Source organism: Bordetella sp. (assembly GCF_057362025.1).
Window position 1 is genome coordinate 77,126 of the sequence record NZ_JBMQQZ010000100.1, and the last position, 19,992, is coordinate 97,117.

16 protein-coding genes are annotated in these 19,992 nt (G+C 67.0%); 9 read left to right on the forward strand and 7 right to left on the reverse strand.

The features are described 5' to 3' along the window. Nucleotides 1–163: 163 nt before the first annotated feature. From minC to minE, 3 genes are all read left to right on the forward strand, one after another. On the forward strand, nucleotides 164–1,255 hold the full coding sequence (gene minC, locus ACO1P8_RS22640; RefSeq protein ID WP_486298094.1) for a septum site-determining protein MinC: 1,092 nt from the start codon (nucleotides 164–166) through the stop codon (nucleotides 1,253–1,255). 122 nt (nucleotides 1,256–1,377) lie between these two features. Beyond that, nucleotides 1,378–2,193 (forward strand): septum site-determining protein MinD, encoded by an 816-nt coding sequence (gene minD, locus ACO1P8_RS22645; protein ID WP_094840371.1) that lies wholly within the window; start codon nucleotides 1,378–1,380, stop codon nucleotides 2,191–2,193. A gap of 3 nt (nucleotides 2,194–2,196) precedes the next feature. Then, entirely contained in the window at nucleotides 2,197–2,451 is a 255-nt protein-coding gene (minE, locus tag ACO1P8_RS22650; RefSeq protein WP_094840370.1) for a cell division topological specificity factor MinE, read from the forward strand. A 161-nt stretch (nucleotides 2,452–2,612) separates the two neighbouring features. Here minE and ACO1P8_RS22655 read toward each other — a convergent pair whose 3' ends face one another. The 3 genes from ACO1P8_RS22655 to ettA form a co-directional block, all read right to left on the reverse strand. Further along, a complete protein-coding gene (locus ACO1P8_RS22655) occupies nucleotides 2,613–2,834 on the reverse strand; it encodes a glycine zipper 2TM domain-containing protein (protein ID WP_486298154.1) in 222 nt (73 codons plus the stop codon). Between the two features lie 207 nt (nucleotides 2,835–3,041). Next, the gene (locus ACO1P8_RS22660; RefSeq protein ID WP_486298095.1) at nucleotides 3,042–3,578 is read right to left on the reverse strand and encodes an isochorismatase family protein; all 537 of its coding nucleotides are present in this window, start codon (nucleotides 3,576–3,578) and stop codon (nucleotides 3,042–3,044) included. An 83-nt stretch (nucleotides 3,579–3,661) separates the two neighbouring features. Beyond that, nucleotides 3,662–5,335, reverse strand: a complete 1,674-nt coding sequence (gene ettA, locus ACO1P8_RS22665) for an energy-dependent translational throttle protein EttA (RefSeq protein WP_486298096.1) — start codon at nucleotides 5,333–5,335, stop codon at nucleotides 3,662–3,664. Between the two features lie 219 nt (nucleotides 5,336–5,554). On the opposite strand from ettA, the gene ACO1P8_RS22670 reads away from it, so the two are divergent. The 5 genes from ACO1P8_RS22670 (at nucleotide 5,555) to ACO1P8_RS22690 (ending at nucleotide 11,334) form a co-directional block, all read left to right on the forward strand. Further along, the gene (locus ACO1P8_RS22670) at nucleotides 5,555–6,088 is read left to right on the forward strand and encodes a hypothetical protein (RefSeq protein WP_486298097.1); all 534 of its coding nucleotides are present in this window, start codon (nucleotides 5,555–5,557) and stop codon (nucleotides 6,086–6,088) included. A 189-nt stretch (nucleotides 6,089–6,277) separates the two neighbouring features. Then, nucleotides 6,278–7,426 (forward strand): ABC transporter substrate-binding protein, encoded by a 1,149-nt coding sequence (locus ACO1P8_RS22675; RefSeq protein WP_486298098.1) that lies wholly within the window; start codon nucleotides 6,278–6,280, stop codon nucleotides 7,424–7,426. A gap of 6 nt (nucleotides 7,427–7,432) precedes the next feature. Further along, complete coding sequence (locus ACO1P8_RS22680) at nucleotides 7,433–8,470, forward strand: branched-chain amino acid ABC transporter permease (protein WP_486298099.1); 1,038 nt, start codon at nucleotides 7,433–7,435, stop codon at nucleotides 8,468–8,470. 19 nt (nucleotides 8,471–8,489) lie between these two features. After that, nucleotides 8,490–10,292 carry a branched-chain amino acid ABC transporter ATP-binding protein/permease gene (locus ACO1P8_RS22685; RefSeq protein ID WP_486298100.1) on the forward strand — a complete coding sequence of 601 codons (1,803 nt, stop codon included), beginning with the start codon at nucleotides 8,490–8,492 and terminating at the stop codon, nucleotides 10,290–10,292. A 121-nt stretch (nucleotides 10,293–10,413) separates the two neighbouring features. After that, the gene (locus ACO1P8_RS22690) at nucleotides 10,414–11,334 is read left to right on the forward strand and encodes a LysR family transcriptional regulator (RefSeq protein WP_486298101.1); all 921 of its coding nucleotides are present in this window, start codon (nucleotides 10,414–10,416) and stop codon (nucleotides 11,332–11,334) included. Nucleotides 11,335–11,455: 121 nt separating this feature from the next. Here ACO1P8_RS22690 and ACO1P8_RS22695 read toward each other — a convergent pair whose 3' ends face one another. The 4 genes from ACO1P8_RS22695 to ACO1P8_RS22710 all read right to left on the reverse strand — a co-directional run bounded on the left by ACO1P8_RS22695 (nucleotide 11,456) and on the right by ACO1P8_RS22710 (nucleotide 14,115). Further along, entirely contained in the window at nucleotides 11,456–11,584 is a 129-nt protein-coding gene (locus ACO1P8_RS22695) for a hypothetical protein (RefSeq protein ID WP_254925996.1), read from the reverse strand. Nucleotides 11,585–11,697: 113 nt separating this feature from the next. Next, nucleotides 11,698–12,636 carry a sugar kinase gene (locus ACO1P8_RS22700; protein WP_486298102.1) on the reverse strand — a complete coding sequence of 313 codons (939 nt, stop codon included), beginning with the start codon at nucleotides 12,634–12,636 and terminating at the stop codon, nucleotides 11,698–11,700. Further along, a complete protein-coding gene (locus ACO1P8_RS22705; RefSeq protein WP_486298103.1) occupies nucleotides 12,629–13,288 on the reverse strand; it encodes a bifunctional 4-hydroxy-2-oxoglutarate aldolase/2-dehydro-3-deoxy-phosphogluconate aldolase in 660 nt (219 codons plus the stop codon). The genes ACO1P8_RS22700 and ACO1P8_RS22705 overlap by 8 nt, the downstream gene beginning before the upstream one ends. Beyond that, nucleotides 13,285–14,115, reverse strand: coding sequence for an IclR family transcriptional regulator (locus ACO1P8_RS22710; RefSeq protein ID WP_486298155.1), 831 nt, complete (start codon nucleotides 14,113–14,115; stop codon nucleotides 13,285–13,287). Before ACO1P8_RS22710 ends, ACO1P8_RS22705 begins: the two co-directional genes overlap by 4 nt. 143 nt (nucleotides 14,116–14,258) lie before the next feature. On the opposite strand from ACO1P8_RS22710, the gene uvrA reads away from it, so the two are divergent. After that, complete coding sequence (gene uvrA, locus ACO1P8_RS22715; RefSeq protein ID WP_486298104.1) at nucleotides 14,259–19,991, forward strand: excinuclease ABC subunit UvrA; 5,733 nt, start codon at nucleotides 14,259–14,261, stop codon at nucleotides 19,989–19,991. Nucleotide 19,992: the final 1 nt, after the last annotated feature.

Sequence of the window (19,992 nt, forward strand, 5' to 3'; positions counted from 1 at the left end):
CCGGTACGGCACGGGAACGGCATCGCGCAAGGCATGTGCCCGTGGCGAGCCCGCCACCAGGTGCGCGGCGATGTCCATGGCGCCCATCCCCGCGGAGGCCCGCTCGGTTATCATGCCCGACGTTCCGTTAACCGGGGGTCTCCCCGGTCTTTCCGCTGCCAAGATGAGCTCTGATCCCCTTGCCCTGGACTTCAAAAGCGCCACGCTCTATGCCGTGCGCGTCGTACTGCATAGCGCCGATATCGGGAGGCTGGCCGCCGCCCTGGACAAGCGCATGGCCGACGCCGGCAGCTTCTTCGAAAACGAACCCGTCGTCATAGACGCAAGCCGGGTCGAAGGACTGGTGGACTGGCCGGCGCTGCTGGATGCGCTGCGCGGCCACAACCTGCCCCCCATCGGCGTGGTCGCCGAGGGCGACAATCTGCAAGCCGCCAAGGATGCGGGGCTCGCGCCCGTCGAACTCTCGACGCCGCCGGCGCGGGTCGCGCCCACGGACGCCGGCAATACGCCTCCGCCCCTGCCTACCCAACCCGCCGCCGCCCTGACCGCCGCGCCGGCCCCGCAAGTCGACAGCGGCGCCACGCCGCCCCCCGACGAGGCCGGCGGCGCCCATCAAAACGCGACCGCGGACGACAGCAAGTCCGCGGCCGGGACCGCCGAATCCGGCATGGCCGGCGCAAAGGCCGAGGCGAACGGCCCCCTGGCCGGGACGGGAAGCCCGAGCGCATCCACCGATCCCCAAGAGAATACCGGTCGCAAGGGCGATGCCGCCCCCGCGGGCCGGGACGGGCAGGCCACCGAGCAAGCGAAGCCCGGCTCGCCAGCAGCGGCCGGCACGCGCACGCGCGAGCCGCTGCCCACCCGCGCCGCGCGCGAAACCACATCGTCACCCAGCCCGACGCCCGCCGATCCGCAGTCGTCATCGGCACTGGTCATCAGCCGCCCGCTGCGTTCCGGCCAGCGCGTCTACGCCCGTCACACGGACCTGGTGGTCATCGGCATGGTCAGTCCCGGGGCGGAGGTGATCGCCGACGGCAACGTCCATGTCTACGGCCCGTTGCGCGGCAAGGCGATGGCGGGTGCGCGCGGCGATACGTCGGCGCGGATTTTCACCACGCATCTGGACGCGGAGCTTTTGGCCGTGGCCGGGGTTTATCGCGTGGTGGAGGACAAGCTGGATGCCAACCTGCACGGCCAACCCGCGCTGGTCCGCCTGGATGGCGACACTTTACGTATCGAAGCGCTGAAAGCGTGACGGAGCCCTCACGGGGGACTTGGTGACCAACAGTTGCCGCGGGCGTTGAAGAAACGCTAAACCCGCAGTTTTGCTTTACGATACTGCGATTTATTTGCTCAGGACATAAGGGTTCTATCGACATGACGCGTACTGTTGTGGTCACTTCCGGCAAGGGCGGGGTGGGCAAGACGACTACCAGCGCCAGTTTTTCTTCCGGCCTCGCAATGCGCGGACACAAGACCGCGGTGATCGATTTCGACGTGGGCCTGCGCAACCTGGATCTGATCATGGGATGCGAACGTCGGGTGGTGTACGACTTCGTCAACGTCATCCAGGGCGAAGCTTCGCTGAAGCAGGCGCTGATCAAGGACAAGCAGCTGGAGAACCTGTTCGTGCTGCCGGCCTCGCAAACGCGCGACAAGGACGCGCTGACGCAGGAAGGCGTGGGCAAGGTCATCGATGATCTGAAAGAGATGGGTTTCGACTACATCGTCTGCGATTCGCCCGCCGGCATCGAAACCGGCGCGCTGCTGGCCGCCTACTACGCCGACGATGCGCTGGTCGTCACCAACCCCGAAGTCTCGTCCGTGCGCGACTCGGACCGCATCCTGGGGATCCTGGCCGCCAAGTCCAAGCGCGCCGTGGAAGGCGACGAACCCGTCAAGGAGTTCCTGCTGCTGACGCGGTACAACCCCAAGCGCGTGTCGGAAGGCGAGATGCTCTCGCTGTCGGATATCGAAGACATCCTGCGCATCAAGCTGATCGGCGTCATCCCCGAATCCGAGTCCGTCCTGCAAGCCTCGAACCAGGGCCTGCCGGCGATCCACCTGAAGGATACCGACGTCGCGGAAGCGTACAAGGATGTGGTCGCCCGCTATCTGGGCGAGGAGCGTTCGCTGCGTTTCACCGACTATGCGAAGCCCGGTTTTCTGAAACGCATATTCGGAGGCAAGTAATCGATGTCCCTTCTGTCCTTCCTGCTCGGCCAGAAAAAGTCATCGGCCAGCGTCGCCAAGGAACGCCTGCAGATCATCCTGGCTCATGAACGCTCGGGACGTGACGGCTCGCCCGATTACCTGCCGCAGTTGCAGCAAGAATTGATCGCCGTCATCTCCAAGTACGTGAAAATCGATCCGGACGACATCAAGGTCCATGTGGAGCGCCAGGACACCCTGGAAATCCTTGAAGTGAAGATCGAAATGCCTCAGGCCTGAGGCGGCCTGCGCGCGGGTTCGCCCGCGCCGAAATGCCGCGCGCCGCGGGTGGCGGGCCTTCAGGCCTGCTATCCGCGGCGCGTTTTCAATTGCAGGGAACGTTGCTGGGCTCAATGCGGGTCAAGCGACGGGCGCGGCCCGGACCGCGCCCGCTTGCCGGCCTACTTGCCGACCTGATTGCCGATCACGCCGCCGACAGCCGCACCGCCCACGGTGCCAAGCACACCACCGTTGGTGATCACCGCGCCGGCCACGCCGCCGATACCGGCGCCCGTTACGGTGGCCTTTTGCCGATGATTCATACTGTCCCAGGTGGAACAGCCCGTCGCTGACAACGCCAGCAATGAAACCGCGCAAAGTTTGGATAGGTGTTGGATTGTCATGTTTTTTCTCCGGACAGCGAAAGCGCCGCGGCTGGCCATGATGCCGTCTGATGCTTTCGGCGATGCCGTCATGGATGACGCAATGTCATGGACGACATAGCCAGCATTGCAAATGGCGGGCCCAAGGGGTGTGAGACTTGCCCAGCAGTTGTGTCAATACGTTCGGTTGGCCGCCGGTTACGCCCGGCCATGTTGCGGGCGAGCCGCTTATTTGACCAGACGTAACACGTCGCGAAAGCGCGGATGCTCGCACGTGCCCAACCACTCGAACAAAGCCATCTCCGTGGTCATGACGTCGATGCCGTGCGCGCGGGCGCGCTGCAGCGCAAAATCGCGGTCGGACGGCTGCCGGGAACCGCAGGCGTCGGCCACCATGCGCACGCGATGGCCGCCGCGGCGCAAGCCCAGCGCGGTCTGGAGCACACAGATATGGGCTTCGCAGCCCGCCACGAAGATCGTCCCGCGGGCGTTCGGCAGCCAGCTGCCGAAACCCGGCTCGTCCACCGCGGAAAAATGCATTTTCCGGAAGACCGCCCGTGCGTACTGGCCGACGTCGTCCAGTGTCGCGCCCAGCGCGGCGCGGTGATGTTCTGTCGCCACCACAGGCACGTCCAGCATCACCGCGCCGGCCGCAAGCCGCGTGGCGGCGGCAAGGACGGCCGCGCCATCGTGGATCACGGGCATCAGCCTCGCCTGCATATCCACGATCAAGACCGTGCAATCCGCTGCATCGTGTATCGGCATCGCAGTCTCCCGCCGGGTTTGATGCCCCTGGCCCTCTATGGGGGGCTACGCGGGCGGCGTGATGCCCGCCCACGGCCCTGCACTTACTTCAACGGCTTGTATCGCAGGCGCTTGGGCTTGGCGCCTTCCTCGCCCAGGCGCCGCCGCTTGTCCGCTTCGTATTCCTGGTAATTGCCATCGAAGAAGACGACCTGCGAGTCGCCTTCGAACGCCAGGATGTGCGTGGCGATGCGGTCCAGGAACCAGCGGTCGTGGCTGATCACCATCACGCTGCCCGGGAATTCGAGCAAGGCATCTTCCAGGGCGCGCAGGGTTTCGACGTCCAGGTCGTTGGAGGGTTCATCCAGCAGCAGCAGGTTGCCGCCGGCGATCAGCGTCTTGGCCAGGTGCAGCCGGCCGCGCTCGCCGCCGGACAGCTGCCCGACGATCTTGTTCTGGTCACCACCCTTGAAGTTGAAGCGGCCCAGATAGGCGCGCGAGGACATTTCGAACTTGCCGACGGTCAGCACATCGGCGCCATCCGCGACGGCATCGAATACCGATTTGCCGTCGGCGAGCGAATCGCGGGACTGGTCGACGTAGGCGACCCTGACCGTCTGCCCCAGCGTGACCGTACCCGAATCCGGCTGCTCGCGGCCGGCAAGCATGCGGAACAGCGTGGACTTGCCCGCGCCGTTGGGGCCGATGATGCCGACGATGGCGCCGGGAGGCACCTTGAAGCTGAGGTTGTCGATCAGCAGTCGGTCGCCATACGCCTTGCTGACGCCGTTGAATTCCACCACTTCATTACCCAGGCGCTCGCCGACGGGAATGAAGATTTCCTGCGTTTCGTTGCGCTTCTGGTATTCGTAGGAGGACAGCTCCTCGAACCGCGCCATGCGGGCCTTGGCCTTGGCCTGGCGGCCCTTGGGATTCTGCCGCACCCACTCCAGTTCTTTCTTGATGGTCTTCTGGCGGGCGGATTCGCTGGCCTCTTCCTGCTTCAGGCGGGCGTCTTTCTGTTCCAGCCAGGAGCTGTAGTTGCCTTTCCAGGGGATGCCGTGGCCGCGATCCAGTTCGAGGATCCATTCCGCCGCGTTGTCCAGGAAATAGCGGTCGTGGGTGACGCCGACCACGGTGCCGGGGAACTTCTGCAGGAACTGCTCCAGCCATTCGACGCTTTCGGCATCCAGGTGGTTGGTGGGTTCGTCCAGCAGCAGCATGTCCGGCTTGGACAACAGCAGGCGGCACAGGGCCACGCGGCGCTTTTCACCGCCGGAGAGATGCTCCACCGAGGCGTCCCACGGCGGCAGGCGCAAGGCGTCGGCGGCGATCTCCATCTGGTGCTCGATATCGTCCGCGCCGCTGCTGGCCGCCGCGGAGATGATGGCTTCCAGTTCGGCCTGTTCCGCCGCCAGCTTGTCGAAATCGGCATCCGGTTCCGCGTAGGCGGCATAGACCTCGTCCAGCCGCTTGCGCGCGGCGACGACGGCACCCAGCCCTTCTTCGACGGACTGCCGCACGGTATGCGCGGGATTCAGCTGCGGCTCTTGCGGCAGATAGCCGATGTTCAAGCCCGGCATGGGAATCGCTTCGCCCTCGATATCCTTGTCGACGCCGGCCATGATTTTCAGCAGCGTCGACTTGCCGGAGCCGTTCAGGCCCAGCACGCCGATCTTGGCGCCCGGAAAAAAGGACAGCGATATATCGCGCAGGATCTGCCGTTTGGGCGGCACGATTTTGCCGACGCGATTCATGGTGTAGACGTATTGAGCCATGGAGGGTGTTTGATAATTGTCCGATCGAAACGGAATTGTAGGCCGTGTCGGCCCACGGGGTCTTCGGCGCGTACCGCCAGCGACGCATTGCAATCAACGGAAAGAAAGAAAAAGCAGGGACGGCACGCCGGCCGATTCTCCTTTTGCCGGTCTTTCGATATTCTTACAACTCCGGACACGCGTTTCGCAAGACGCGACCACGCAGCAGCAGGAACGCTTATGTCAGCTTCAGCCACCCCTCCCGATTCCATTTCCCGCTTCCAGGCCGCCGAGCTCGATATGCTGGCCAAGACGGCGGATGCGCTCAGCGCCTATCTGGGCAAACCCGTGCTGGCGGAAGTCGGTACGGCGACCGACGGCCTCGAATGGGTCACTTTCGGCATACCGCTCGAAGAGGATGCATTGGAAAGCGGCGAGCACGAGCCCGTGCGCGTCCAGATGGGCGGCCCGGATGCCAGGCTGCTGGGCAGCCGCGGCGGCCTTACGGGTACCGACGAACAGGCCTACGACTGCCTGTACCTGTGGGCCATCCAGATCACCCTGACAGAAGGCGAACGCTTCGTCAAACTGGACCAGGACGGCGAAGAATCCGCCTGGTCCGATACGCTGGCCGATGTGCTGCCGTTTGCGCTGTCCGACGAGGACCTCGCCGCGCTCGAAGACGATGACGATGACGATGACGATGACGATGACGAGGACGAGGACGACGATGACGACGAGCCCGCGCCCGGCAACGGCGCGCCGCGCCACTAGACCCGGTCGATCAGGAAAAGCGTCCCGCGCCGGCCGCACGGCATAGCGGGCGCCGCGCCGGTGCCGCGCGGCATGCGCGCCGATCCCGCCGCCGCACGGACGCCCGGCCATGCCGCGGGCCCACTCCGCGCTGCCGGCATGGTTCAATAGCGGGCATCGTCTTCCCCCGTCCCCACGCTGGAGCCCGCCATGCCGTCCAAAGTCCTGCGCGCCACCCTGGCGCTGCTGGCCGCCTGCCTTGCCCTGCCAGGCTACGCGCAAATGAAAATCGGTGTCGTGACATCGTCGACCGGCCCCACGGCGCTGGTCGGCATCCCGCAGAAGAACACCGTGCCGTTGCTGCCGACACGCATCGGCGACCTGACGGTGGAGTACATCGTACTGGACGACGCCAGCGATACGTCGCAATCCGTCACGGCCGTCCGCAAGCTGATCAACGAAGACCGCGTCGATGCGATCATCGGCCCGCCCGGCTCGCCCAACACCCTGGCCATCCTGCCATTCGTCGCCGAAGCCGGCGTGCCGCTGCTGGCGCCGGTAGGCTCCGCCGCCGCCGTACTGCCGATGGACGCCCAGAAGAGGTGGGTATTCAAGACCACGCAGAACGACGACATCATCGCGAAGGCCCTGGTGCAGCACATGGCCGGCTCGGGGATAAGAACCGTCGGGTTCATCGGTTTGAACGATCCCTACGGCGAGAACTGGTACAAGGTTTTCTCCGATCTGGCCGCGCGTCACCATATCGCGATCGTCGCCAACGAACGCTATGTGCGCACGGACAGTTCTGTTACCGGGCAGGCGCTGAAACTGCTGGCAGCCAAGCCCGACGCGGTGCTGGTGGCCGCGCCGGGCGGCGCCAGCGTGCTGCCTGAAACCACGCTGGTGGACCTGGGCTATCACGGCAAGTTCTACCAGACGCACGGCGCAGCCCTGCCCGATTTCCTGAAGCTGGGCGGCAAGAAGGTGGAAGGCACCATCCTGGCGGCCGGCCTCATGCTGGTCCTGCCGGAGATCCCGGACGACAACCCATCCAAGAAGGTCGCCACCGCCTATATCGATGCCTATCGCCAGCGCTACGGCACGACGCCCGCCACCTTCGGCGCCAACGTCTACGATGCCGGGCTGTTGCTGCAGCACGCCGTGCCGGTGGCCGAGCAGGCCGGCAAACCGGGCACGCCGGCCTTCCGCTCCGCCCTGCGCGATGCGCTGGAACAGACCCGCGACCTGGTCGGCACGCAGGGCGTGTACAACATGACGCAGCAGGACCACAGCGGATTCGACGAACGCGGCCGCGTCCTGATTACGGTCAAGAACGGCGACTGGGCATTGCTGAAGTAGCCGCCCATGAACGCGCAGATCGCCCTGATCCTGGGCCAGGACGGCGTGGCCAACGGCGCGGTCTATGCGCTGCTGGCCTTGTGCATTCTGCTGGTCTTTTCCGTCACGCGCGTGCTGTTGATCCCGCAGGGCGAGTTCGTGGTCTACGGCGCGCTGTGCATGGCGGCGATGCAGAACGGCCGCATGCCCGCGCTGGTCTGGCTTCTGTGCGCCTTCGCCGTGGCCGAGGCCATCGCGGATGCGCGGGCCGGCGCGCGGGGCAGCGCGACGATCCGGCCGGTCCGCCTGGCCGGCCGGACGGCCTATCCCTTCCTGTTGGCCGGCTCGCTGTGGCTGCTGCCGCTGGCGTCGCTGCCGGTCTGGCTGCAGGCCGTGCTGACGCTGGCCATCGTCGCGCCCATGGGGCCGCAACTCTATCGGCTTTTCTACCAGCCCATCGCGGATGCGTCGACGCTGATCCTGTTGATCGTCTCGATCGCGGTACACCTGGCCCTGGTCGGCCTGGGCCTGCTGGCGTTCGGGCCGGAGGGCGCCCGCGCGGCGCCGTTCAGCGACGCGCGCTATGCACTGGGACCGGCGAGCGTCGCCAGCCAGACTTTATGGATCGTGGCGGTATCGCTGCTGTGGATGCTGGCCCTGTACCGCTTCTTCGGCCGCACGCTGCCCGGCCGCGCCTTGCGGGCCGCCGCCGATAATCGCGCGGGCGCGCGCCTGGTCGGTATCTCGCCGGAGTTCGCGGGACGGGCGGTCTTTTTGCTGGCCGCGACGCTGGGCGCCTGCTCGGGCATCCTGGTCGGCCCGGCCACGACCCTGTACTACGACTCGGGCTTCCTGATCAGCCTGAAGGGGTTCGTCGCCGCCATCGTGGGCGGCCTGACCAGCTATCCGCTGGCCGTCATCGGCGCGCTGGCGGTGGGACTGGTCGAGTCCTTCTCTGCGTTCTGGGCCAGCGCCTACAAGGAAATCATCGTCTTTACGCTGATCATCCCGTTCCTGCTGTGGCGTTCGCTGCGCCACGGCGCCATCGAGGACGAAACGGAATGACCGCCCTGGGGAAGGCCCGATGCGCGATGCCCTGACGCCCCGGCGGCTGGTGGCCGCATTCCTGGCGATACTGGCCGTCGCACCCTGGCTGCTGCCGCCCTTCTACGTCAGCCTGCTCGAGACCATCGGCCTGCACGCGCTGGTGGTGCTGGGTTTGGTGCTGCTGACGGGCGTTGCCGGGCTGACCAGCTTCGGACAGGCCGCTTTCGTCGGCGTCGGCGCCTATACCGCCGCGCTGCTGGCCACGCGCGCGGCATCGCTGCCCGCATGGCTGGCGTGGCTGGGCGCCTCGCCCTGGCTGGCGCTGGCCGCGGGGCTCGCGCTGGCCTTCGTACTGGCCTGCCTGCTGGGTGCGATCACGCTGCGCCTGTCAGGCCATTTCCTGCCATTGGGCACGATCGCCTGGGGCCTGAGCCTGTATCTCGCCTTCGCCGCCATACCGGGACTGGGCGGATTCAGCGGCATCGGCGGCATCCCGCCCTTGCGCATCGCCGGACTGGCACTGGGCGACCGCGGCATGTACTACATGATCTGGCTGTTCCTGATGCTTGCCGTCTGGACCACCCTCAACCTGATGGATTCGCGCCAGGGCCGCGCCATCCGGGCGCTGCGCGGCGGCCGCGTGATGGCCGAAGCCATGGGCGTGGATACGACGCGCACGCGCGCCGCCGTTTTCATCATCGCGGCGCTGCAGGCCTGCGCATCCGGGTGGCTGTACGCGCATATGCAGCGCTTCGTCAACCCGACGCCCTTCGGCCTGCCAATGGGCATCGAGTATCTCTTCATGACGGTGGTCGGCGGCGCAGCGCACGTATGGGGCGCCCTGGCCGGCGCGGGCGTCTTCGCACTGGCCAGGCAGTGGCTGGAGGACTGGCTGCCACGCCTGCTCGGGCAGAACGGCAATTTCGAAATCATCGTATTCGGCTTCGGCATGGTGCTGGTGCTGCATCGCGCACGCGGCGGCCTGTGGCCGGCCATCGCCCGACGGGTGCCTGTGGCCCGCGAAGCGCGGTGCATCAATATGTCCGCCGAGCCGCTGCCGCGCCGGCCGCTGCCGCCGCGCGGCGACGTGGTACTGGAGGCTGCCGGCCTGACACGGCGCTTCGGCGGGCTGGTGGCCAACGATGGCATCGGGCTCGCGGTGGAAGCCGGGCAGATCCTTGCCGTGATCGGACCCAACGGCGCGGGCAAGAGCACCCTGTTCAACCTGCTGTCGGGCATCGATACGCCGACGTCCGGATCCATACTGTTCCAGGGCGAGCCCATCGCGGGACGCGACGCGCGCCATATCGCCGCGCAGGGCATGAGCCGCACCTTCCAGCACGTGCGGCTGCTGCCGCGCATGAGCGTGCTGGACAACGTGGCATTGGGGGCGCACCTGCGCGGGACGCACGGCATCTGGGCATCGTCCTGGCGCGCCGATCGGCGCGAAGAAGCGAGGCTGCTGGCCGAAGCGGCAAGGCAACTCGAACGCGTGGGGCTGGGCGCGCACATGCATGATGAAGCCGGCGCGCTGCCGCTGGGCCGCCAGCGCATTCTGGAAGTGGCGCGCGCGCTGGCGGCGGACCCCTGCCTGCTGCTGCTGGACGAGCCGGCCGCCGGCCTGCGGCACCATGAAAAGCGCGAGCTGGCGGCCCTGCTGGCCAAGCTGCGCGCGGGCGGGATGGCCATTTTGCTGGTCGAACACGACATGGATTTCGTCATGTCGCTGGCCGATCGGGTCATCGTGATGGACTTCGGACAAAAAATTGCCGAGGGCACGCCCGCGGAGATCCAGCGCCATCCCGCAGTCATGGAAGCCTATTTGGGCGCCGTGGACTGAAAGCGGCGCCGGCTGGCGACCGGAACACAGCGCGGGCCGCCGCGGCGCGGTTTGCGGCACGCGCGCCGAAGTAAAATCCGGCCCATCCCCCGGCGCGCCGCGCCGACCCGCACCGAGACGTATGGACGCTGCCACGGTTCAACTGAACGACATCGCGCTTTTCGTAGAAGTGGCGCGCCGCAAGAGCTTCAGCCTGGCGGCGCGCGCACTGAACATCCCGACGTCCACCCTATCGCGCCGCATCAGCGAGCTGGAGCGCGCGGTCGGCATGCGGCTGCTGAACCGCAACACGCGGCGGCTGGACCTGACGGAGGCCGGGACGCAGTATTTCGAACGCTGCCAGGGGCTGGTGGACGAAGCCCGCTTCGCCCATGAACAACTGTTTTCGCGCTCGTCGCGCCCGGAAGGCAAACTGACCGTCTGCCTGCCCAACAGCCTGGCGATGCTGCTGATGCCCGAATCGCTGCACGCGTTCACCGACGAATACCCCGAAATCGAATGCGAGCTCGATTTGAGCCTGCGTTCGGCCGACCCGCACGCGGCCCCCTTCGATATCATGCTGCGCTTCGGCGAGCCGCCGCCGGCCGACGGCATGGAAGTCCGCGAACTGATGGCACTGAAGCGGCATCTGTACGCCTCGGATGACTACGTCGCCAGGTACGGCGAGCCCGAAACCCCGGCCGACCTGGCGCGTTTCGAATGCCTGCGCAGCGGCTCCAGCGAGTTCAGCTCCACCTGGATATTGAGCCGCGACGGCGTGGTCGAACGCGTCCCGGTGTACGGCCGCCTGATGGCGAACAACATGGGGCTGCTGAGCGATTTCGCCAGCATGGGACTGGGCATCGCGCCACTGCCGGTCTATGCGGCGACGCACGGGCGGATTTCGCGGGAGCACACGCTGCACCGCGTGCTCCCGGAATGGTCGGCCGCCCCGCTGCCCGTCTACGCGGTATTCCCCTCGCGCATCCTGCCGGCGAAAACGCGGGCCTTCATGGACTTCATCATTCCGCGGCTGACGCCGGCCAATGGGGATGGCGCATAAGCATGCGGACGCGGCCCGATGGCCGCCCGCCACTGGAGACGACGAAAAAAGCCGCCGGTCGATAAACCGGCGGCTTTTTTGGTACCGAAGGCGCCGCGAGGCGGCCCGCCGGCGATGCGGATCAGGCGCGCTTGATCTTTTCCAGCATCTTGAACACGCCCTTGGGCGAGTTCACGAACAGGCGCTTGAAAGCCTTGCCCAGGCAACGACGTTCCAGGGTGTTGCGACGCACGCGTTTGCGTTCAGCCATGACGAATCTCCAATCTACAGTCCGGGTTGCAATTTGCGCCCAGCGGGGATTCCGGTGGCGCCGAATTAGGGGAACCCGGCATTCTACCCGTTTTTGTCCCTATCCGCCCAACGTCAGCGGGTGCCGGCACCGCCTGGCAGGAAGGCCTCGACCTGTGCCGGCGTCGGCAGCGGTTGCACCGCCCCGTACCCCCGGGTGGACAGCGCGGCGGCGGCATTGGCATACCGGACCGCCGCGGCCCAGTCGTCACCCCGGGCGCGACGGGCAAGCAAGGTACCGGCGAAGCAGTCCCCGGCCCCGGTGGCGTCGACCGCCTCCACGGCCACGCCGGCGACGAGATGGCGGTTTCGTCCGTCATCCAGCACCGCGCCGTCGCGACCCATCTTCAGGATGACAATCCCGCTCGCGCCGGCATCGCGGATCCAGTCCAGCGTGGCAGCCGGATCGGTGTGCCCGGTCAAATGCCGCATGTCGTCCATGCTGGGCAGGAAGATATCGGCCATGCGCATTGCTTCGCGCAGGATGGCGCGCGCCCGGTCGACCGGCCACAGGCGCAGGCGCAGGTTGGAATCCAGGCAGACCTGGCCGCCGGACGCCCGCGCCCGCTCGATGGCGGCGAATACCGTATCGCAGGCATTGGCGCTGATGGCCATGCTGATGCCGGACACGTGCAGGAAGGCCGCGCGTTCCACCATGTCGTGCCGCAGGTCCTCCGGATGCATGCGGCTGGCGGCCGAGCCGTGCCGCATATAGCTGAACACATGGCCTTCCGGGCCATGCTGCACGAAGTACAGGCCGGTGTGCGCCTGCGGATCGATCATCACACCGCTGGTATCGACCTGCTCGTCGCGCCAAAGTTGCAGAAGCTGTTCGCCGAACGTGTCCGCGCCGACCCGGGTCAGGTAGGCGCAGCGGGCGCCCTGGCGCGCCGCCGCGATGATGGCGTTGGAGGTGTCGCCGCCGAACCCCTGCAGGAATTCGGGCTGGCCCGGGCGCGTCTGGTTGAATTCGATCAGGGGTTCGCCCAGGCCGACGATGTCGAAATCAGGCATGGGCAGCCTCGCGGATACGCAGGATCTGGGCAACCAGGGCGGCGGTGTCGCGGGCGGCGAATGCCGCCTTGTCGTACAGGTTGCTGCCGATGCCGACCAGCGAGGCGCCGGCCTTGAAGTAGTCGCCCATGTTTTCTTCCGTCACGCCGCCGGTGGGGCAGAAGTCCGTGTCCGGAAACACCGACTTCAGCGATGCCAGATGGCGGGGGCCGCCGGTCTCCGCGGGAAAGATCTTGACCAGGTCGGCCCCGGCGCGACGCGCCTGGATGACCTCGGAAGGGGTAAAAGCCCCCGGCAGGCACAAGGCCGACGCGGCATGCGCCAGCGGCACCATTTCGGGCACCAGTCCGGGGGACACCAGGAAATCGACACCGGCGACCAGGGCGTCGCGCGCCTGGGTTTCGGTCAGGACCGTACCCAGCCCGATCAGCAGGCGATCGCCGTGCTTGTCGCGCAGGGCCTTGACCAGGTCGATGACGCCCGGAATGGTCCACGTCAATTCCAGCGTGGTGCAGCCCGCCGCGATGGCGACTTCGGCGGCATAGGCAGCGGTGCCGGCATCCCCGTAGCGCAGCACGGGCACCACGCGGGCGGCCAGCAGGGCCTGGCGCTTGGCGGCGCGGGCATCTTGGGAGGGAGTCGTCGCGTTCATGGGTCCTCTCGGAAAAAGGCGCCGCCGGCAATGGCCGGCCAGGCGCTGAATCTGGCGTGCGCGGCATCGCGCAAACGCATAAGCGGTGCGATATAGCGCGACGATGCCGCGCCTTGCTGGCGAAATTGCAGCGTACTGACGCTGACGCAGGCCAAAGGCCTGCCCCCCTTGCCGGTGACGGCCACGCTGTAGCAAACGATGCCGCGCTCGTTCTCCTCGTCATCGACGGCATAGCCGCGCTGCCGGATGACCGCCAGTTCCCGGTGTAGCGCATCGCGATCGGTAAGGGTATTGGGCATGCGGGCGGCGAGTTCCAGCGCCGCCACCAGCGAGCCTGCCTCGCCTTCCGGCAACGCGGCCAGGTAGGCCTTGCCGGCGGCCGTGCAATGCAGCGCCAGGCGGCCGCCCACGCGCGAGGCCATGCGCACGGGACCCTGGCTTTCCAGCTTATCGATATAGATCATTTCCGTGCCGGCCGGCACGGCAAGGTGCACGGTTTCGCCTGTTTCGTCGCGCAGCGTCCGCAAATCGTCGGCCAGCGCGGCGCGCAGGTCCAATTCCGACCAGGCCCGGCTGGCCAGTTGCAGCAGGCGCGGACCGAGACCGTAGCGCGCAGTGCCGCCGGGACCGCTACCCTGGGCTTCCGCGATCAGGCCTTGCTGTGCCAGCGCCGCCACGATGCGGTAGACCGTACCGCGCGGGTAGCCGCAAGCGCGCACCAGGTCCGCCATGCCGACGGGGCCCGGGGCGTCGGCCACGGACTGCAATACCGCCATGAATTTGGAGAAGGCGGCGGTCCCCGCCACCTGGGATGAATTGTCCACAATGTGGTCACATATTCCACAATATAGACGGATTATTCCACAGCGAAGCCCGGCCGGCCAAGTGTCCGGCTATCGCCGGGCGCCTAATCCCCACCCGCCGCAAGGCATAGGCGGGCCCCTATTGACACCCAGGCTACGATACGAAAATGACATCCGAAATCCGCATCGTTGGCGCTCGCCAGAACAACCTGAAAAACCTGGACGTATCGTTCGCCACCGGCGAATTCGTCGTCGTAACCGGTGTATCCGGCTCGGGGAAGAGCTCCCTGGCCTTCGATACGCTCTATGCAGAAGGGCAACGCCGCTACGTCGAGACGTTCTCCCCTTACGCCCGTCAGTTCCTCGACCGCATGGACAAGCCGCAGGTCGACCGCATCGAAGGCATCCTGCCCGCGATCGCCATCGACCAGACCAACCCGGTGCGCAGCTCGCGCAGCACGGTCGGCACGATGACGGAGTTGAACGACCACCTGAAACTGCTGTTCGCGCGCGGCGCGCGGCTGTATTGCCGCGGCTGCGGCCTGCCGGTGCGGCGCGACACGGCCGATTCGATCTTCCGCTCGCTGCAGGAACGCACGGCCGGCGCGGACGACCGCCGCCTGGTGGTCACCTTCCCCATCAAGGTGCCGGCCAACTTCACCGAGGAAGAGGTCCGCGGCTTCCTGGAACAGCAGGGCTACACCCGCGTCCACGCCCAGCAGGGCGAGCCCGCATTGCCGGCGACGGTCGGCGACGGCGCGAAGAAAACGAAAACCAAGGCGGGCAAGGCCAAGGCGGGCGATACCGGCGTGCCGCAGCGCGTGCTGCACGTGGTGCAGGACCGCTTCCGCTTCGGATCGGTGGAACGCGACCGCGCGATGGAAGCGCTGGACACCGCCCTGCGCATGGGCGCCGGCCACCTGTCCGTGCATGTGCTGGACGACGACGGCAACGACGCGCAGGTCTGGAAATACAGCGATCGCCTGCACTGCGCCGATTGCGATATCGAATACACGGATCCGCTGCCCAGCTCTTTTTCTTTCAACTCGCCGCTGGGGGCCTGCGAGACCTGCCGCGGCTTCGGCCGCGTGATCGGCATCGACTTCGGCCTGGTGGTGCCCGACGAGAACAAGACGCTGCTGGAAGGCGCCATCAAGCCCTGGCAGACCGCCAGCTACAAGGAATGCCAGGACGATCTGCAGAAATACGCGCCCAAGGCGGGCGTGCCCCTGTCGGTTCCCTGGAAAAGCCTGACACCCGCGCAGCGCGACTGGATCCTGCACGGCGACCCGGATTTCAAGGGCGGCGGCCAGGCATGGAAAACGCAGTGGTATGGCGTGCAGCGCTTCTTCGCCTGGCTCGAAACCAAGGCCTACAAGATGCATGTGCGCGTGCTGCTGTCGAAGTACCGCAGCTACACGCCGTGTCCGGTTTGCCATGGATCGCGGTTGAAACCCGACGCCCTCCTGTGGCGCGTGGGCAGCAAGGCAGAGGCCGATGCCGTGCTCCCGCCCACCGAGGGCCGCTACCGGCGCTTCAAGCCCGTGCAGGCGAACTGGTCGGACGATTTGCTGAACCTGCTGGACGGGCTATCCATCCATGACCTGATGCTGCTGCCCATCGAACGGGTACGCATCTTCTTCGACCGCCTGACCTTCGCCGGCGTGCTGGATGCCGCGACCGATCTTCTGCTGACGGAAGTGCGCGCGCGCCTGAAGTTCCTCTGCGACGTCGGGCTGGGCTACCTGACGCTGGACCGGCAGAGCCGCACCCTGTCGGGCGGCGAGGTACAGCGCATCAACCTGACCACCGCGCTGGGCACCTCGCTGGTGAACACCTTGTTCGTGCTCGACGAGCCGTCGATCGGCCTGCATCCGCGCGACATGCATCGCGTGGTGGAGGTCATGCACCGGCTGCGCGATGCCGGCAATACGCTGGTGGTGGTGGAACACGACCCGCAGGTCATGGTGGCCGCCGACCGCGTCATCGATATCGGCCCGGGACCGGGCGAACGCGGCGGCCATATCGTATTCGACGGTACGCCGGCGCAGTTGCGCGAGGCGCGTACGCTGACCGGCGACTACCTGGGCGGCCGCCAGCGCGTGGAGGCGCCGCGTCCCATGCCGGTGGCGGCCAACACGCCGCGCCTGCTGCTCGAAGGCGTCAACGCGCACAACCTGAAAAACGTTTCCGTCGAAATCCCGCTGGGCCGGCTGGTCTGCGTCACCGGCGTCTCGGGATCGGGCAAGTCCACGCTGGTACAGGACGTCCTGTATCCCGCCCTGCTGAAACTCAAGGGCAGGCCTTCGGAGGCGCCCGGCGCCCATGCGCGCCTGCTGGGCTCGGAGCAGATCGCCGATGTGGTGCTGGTCGACCAGGCGCCCATCGGCAAGACGGCACGCTCCAACCCGGCCAGCTACGTCGGCGCCTTCGACGCAATCCGCAAACTGTTCGCGCAGGCGCCGCTGTCCAAGGAGCGCGCCTATACGGCCGGAATGTTCAGCTTCAACAGCGGCGAAGGGCGTTGCCCGACCTGCGGCGGCACCGGCTTCGAGCACGTCGAAATGCAGTTCCTCTCCGACGTTTACCTGCGCTGCCCGGACTGCGATGGCAAACGGTTCCGTGCCGAGGTGCTGCAGGTCCGCGTCGAGCACCTGGGCAAGAGCGCCTCGATCGACCAGGTGCTGGACATGACGGTCAGCGAGGCACTGGACTTCTTCAAGGGCTTGCGCGACGTACAGACCGGCCTGGCGCCGCTGGCCGACGTGGGCCTGGAATACGTGCGCCTGGGCCAGCCCGTGCCGACCCTGTCCGGCGGCGAAGCGCAGCGCCTGAAACTGGCGGGCCACCTGGCCGAGGCCGCCCGCAGCGGGATCTCGACGGCCAAGGTCGCCAAGAAAGGCAGCCTGTTCCTGTTCGACGAACCGACGACCGGCCTGCATTTCGATGACGTGGCGCGACTGATGCGCGCCTTCCGCCAGTTGCTGGCCGCCGGCCACACCCTGCTGGTCATCGAGCACAACCTGGATGTGATCCGTGCGGCCGACTGGCTGCTGGACCTGGGGCCGGAGGGCGGCGACGCCGGCGGCCTGCTGGTGGGCGTCGGCACACCGGCCGACCTGATGAAGAACCCCGCCTCGCACACCGGCGCGGCGCTGCGCGACTATGAAACGGCCATCGTGCCGGCGGCACGGCCCGGCTCCGCAGGCACGGCAGTGGCCGAACCCGCGCCCGTCTACGCCAACCGCGACGGCGGTACGCCGCTGCAGACGGCCGTACGCCGACGCGCCGCGCAAGCCATCGAGATCCGCAATGCGCGCGAGCACAACCTGAAGAACGTCAACGTGGAGATCCCGCGCGACAAATTCACGGTGATCACCGGTGTGTCGGGCTCGGGCAAATCGACGCTGGCCTTCGACATCCTGTTCAACGAAGGACAGCGCCGCTATCTGGAATCGCTGAACGCCTATGCCCGCGCCATCGTGCAGCCCGCGGGCAAGCCGGACGTCGACGCGATTTTCGGCATACCGCCGACGGTGGCCATCGCCCAGCGCACCAGCCGCGGCGGCCTGAAGTCCACCGTCGCCACGATGACGGAAATCCACCACTTTCTGCGCCTGCTCTATGTGAAGCTGGGGGTGCAGTATTCGCCCGACTACAACGTGCCGGTGGAACCGCAGACGCCCGAGCAGATCGTCGCGCGCATCATGCGCGACCGTGCGGGCCAGCACATCGGCATCCTGGCGCCGCTGGTCACCGCGCGCAAGGGCTACTACACCGACCTGGCGAAATGGGCGGGTGGCAAGGGCCACACGCACCTGCGCGTCGATGGCGAATTCACGCCGGTCAGTCCCTGGCCGCGCCTGGATCGCTACCGCGAACACACCATCGAACTGCCGGTCGCGGACGTACAGGTCGATCCCGCCAACGAAGCCGCCCTGCGCGACGCCGTCAAGCGGGCACTGGAGTACGGCCAAGGCGCGCTCAGCGTGCTGTGGCCGCTGGACAACCTGCGCGACAACCCCAATACCCCGCTGGAGCAGGCGCATTTCTCGACCAAGCGAACCTGCCCCATCAGCGGCGTCAGCTTCCCGGAGCTGGATCCGCGCATGTTCTCGTACAACTCCAAGCACGGCTGGTGTCCCACCTGCTATGGCGCCGGCGTGGTCATTCCCGAGTTCGACGAAGAGCAGACCGGCGAGGAAAGCTACTGGACCGACGGCGCCGGCGAGGCCCAGGTCTGCCCGACCTGCCATGGCCAGCGCCTGAACCGCGTTGCCCTGGCGGTGCGCTGGCGCGACCGCTCCATCGCGCAGCTGGCCGGCATGGCGGTCAGCGAAGCGCATACATTTTTCGAGGGCCTGGTGCTGCGCGGCCGCGAAGCGGAAATCGCGCGCGACATCCTGCAGGAAATCCGCAGCCGACTGAACTTCATGAAGGAAGTCGGGCTGGATTACCTGGCGCTGGACCGGTCCGCGCCGACGCTGTCCGGCGGCGAAGCGCAGCGCATCCGCCTGGCCGCGCAGCTCGGCTCCAACATGCAGGGCGTCTGCTATGTGCTGGACGAACCCACGATCGGCCTGCATCCGCGCGACAACCGCATCCTGCTCGATGCGCTGGGCAAGCTGGAAGGCAACGGCAATACGCTGGTGGTGGTCGAACACGACGACGACACCATCCGCCGCGCGGCCCACATCATCGACATCGGCCCCGGCGCCGGCGTGCGTGGCGGCCGTGTGGTCGCGCAGGGCACCGCGCAGGACCTGATGACGGCGCCCGAATCGGTGACCGGACGCTATCTGGCGCAGCCCCTGCGCCACCCCCTGCAAGGCCGGCGGGCCGTCGAGAAGGACACGCCCTTCATCGAAATCCGCAACGCGCACCTGCATAATCTGCACAACGTCAATGCGCGGCTGCCGATCGGCCGGCTCAGCGTGGTGACCGGCGTGTCCGGTTCGGGCAAGTCCACGCTGGCGCGCGAAGTCCTGCTCGACAACCTGCTGCACGCGGTATCGCAAGGCAAGGCGCCGGCCTGGAAGGGCTGCACCGGCATCGTCGGGTGGGAGGTACTGGACCGGGTGCTGGAAGTGGACCAGACCCCCATCGGCAAAACGCCGCGCTCCTGCCCCAGCACCTACATCGGCTTCTGGGACGAAGTACGCAAGCAGTTCGCCGACACGCGGGAAGCCCGCATGCGCGGGTGGACTCCGGCCCGCTTTTCCTTCAACACCGGCGACGGCCGCTGCCCGATCTGCGAAGGCCAGGGCATGCGCACCATCGAAATGAACTTCCTGCCCGATGTGAAGGTGCCCTGCGACGCCTGCAACGGCGCGCGCTTCAATGCCGATACGCTCTCCGTGCAGTTGCGCGGCAAGCATGCCGGCGAAGTCCTGTCCATGGAAGTGGACGACGCGCTCGCCTATTTCGAGGCGCACCCCAAGGTGCGGCGCCCGCTGCAACTCATGCAGGACGTCGGGCTGGGCTACCTGACGCTGGGCCAGCCTTCGCCGACACTGTCGGGCGGCGAGGCGCAACGCATCAAGCTGGTCACGGAACTGTCCAAGGCGCGCCTGACCGAAGGCGTCATTACCACGGGCCGCGCGTCGCGCGCGCCGCATACACTGTATGTGCTGGATGAACCCACCGTGGGTCTCTCCATGGCGGATGTGGAAAAGCTCATCCACGTGCTGCACCGCCTGGTGGAGGCCGGCAACACGGTGGTGGTGATCGAGCACAACCTGGACGTCATCGCCGAAGCCGACTGGTTGCTGGATCTCGGCCCCGAGGGCGGCACCGGCGGCGGCCAGCTGGTGGCGCAAGGATCGCCGGAGCACGTCATGTCCCTGCGCGACCGTTCCCACACCGGCCGGGTGCTGGCCGAGTTCCTGGAGCACCAGTAGA

Bases quoted from the DNA above. Each gene is read 5' to 3' on its own strand.
- minC (WP_486298094.1), top strand. From the start codon at position 164: ATGAGCTCTGATCCCCTTGCCCTGGACTTCAAAAGCGCCACGCTCTAT.
- minD (WP_094840371.1), top strand. From the start codon at position 1,378: ATGACGCGTACTGTTGTGGTCACTTCCGGCAAGGGCGGGGTGGGCAAG.
- minE (WP_094840370.1), top strand. From the start codon at position 2,197: ATGTCCCTTCTGTCCTTCCTGCTCGGCCAGAAAAAGTCATCGGCCAGC.
- ACO1P8_RS22655 (WP_486298154.1), bottom strand. From the start codon at position 2,834: ATGACAATCCAACACCTATCCAAACTTTGCGCGGTTTCATTGCTGGCG.
- ACO1P8_RS22660 (WP_486298095.1), bottom strand. From the start codon at position 3,578: ATGCCGATACACGATGCAGCGGATTGCACGGTCTTGATCGTGGATATG.
- ettA (WP_486298096.1), bottom strand. From the start codon at position 5,335: ATGGCTCAATACGTCTACACCATGAATCGCGTCGGCAAAATCGTGCCG.
- ACO1P8_RS22670 (WP_486298097.1), top strand. From the start codon at position 5,555: ATGTCAGCTTCAGCCACCCCTCCCGATTCCATTTCCCGCTTCCAGGCC.
- ACO1P8_RS22675 (WP_486298098.1), top strand. From the start codon at position 6,278: ATGCCGTCCAAAGTCCTGCGCGCCACCCTGGCGCTGCTGGCCGCCTGC.
- ACO1P8_RS22680 (WP_486298099.1), top strand. From the start codon at position 7,433: ATGAACGCGCAGATCGCCCTGATCCTGGGCCAGGACGGCGTGGCCAAC.
- ACO1P8_RS22685 (WP_486298100.1), top strand. From the start codon at position 8,490: ATGCGCGATGCCCTGACGCCCCGGCGGCTGGTGGCCGCATTCCTGGCG.
- ACO1P8_RS22690 (WP_486298101.1), top strand. From the start codon at position 10,414: ATGGACGCTGCCACGGTTCAACTGAACGACATCGCGCTTTTCGTAGAA.
- ACO1P8_RS22695 (WP_254925996.1), bottom strand. From the start codon at position 11,584: ATGGCTGAACGCAAACGCGTGCGTCGCAACACCCTGGAACGTCGTTGC.
- ACO1P8_RS22700 (WP_486298102.1), bottom strand. From the start codon at position 12,636: ATGCCTGATTTCGACATCGTCGGCCTGGGCGAACCCCTGATCGAATTC.
- ACO1P8_RS22705 (WP_486298103.1), bottom strand. From the start codon at position 13,288: ATGAACGCGACGACTCCCTCCCAAGATGCCCGCGCCGCCAAGCGCCAG.
- uvrA (WP_486298104.1), top strand. From the start codon at position 14,259: ATGACATCCGAAATCCGCATCGTTGGCGCTCGCCAGAACAACCTGAAA.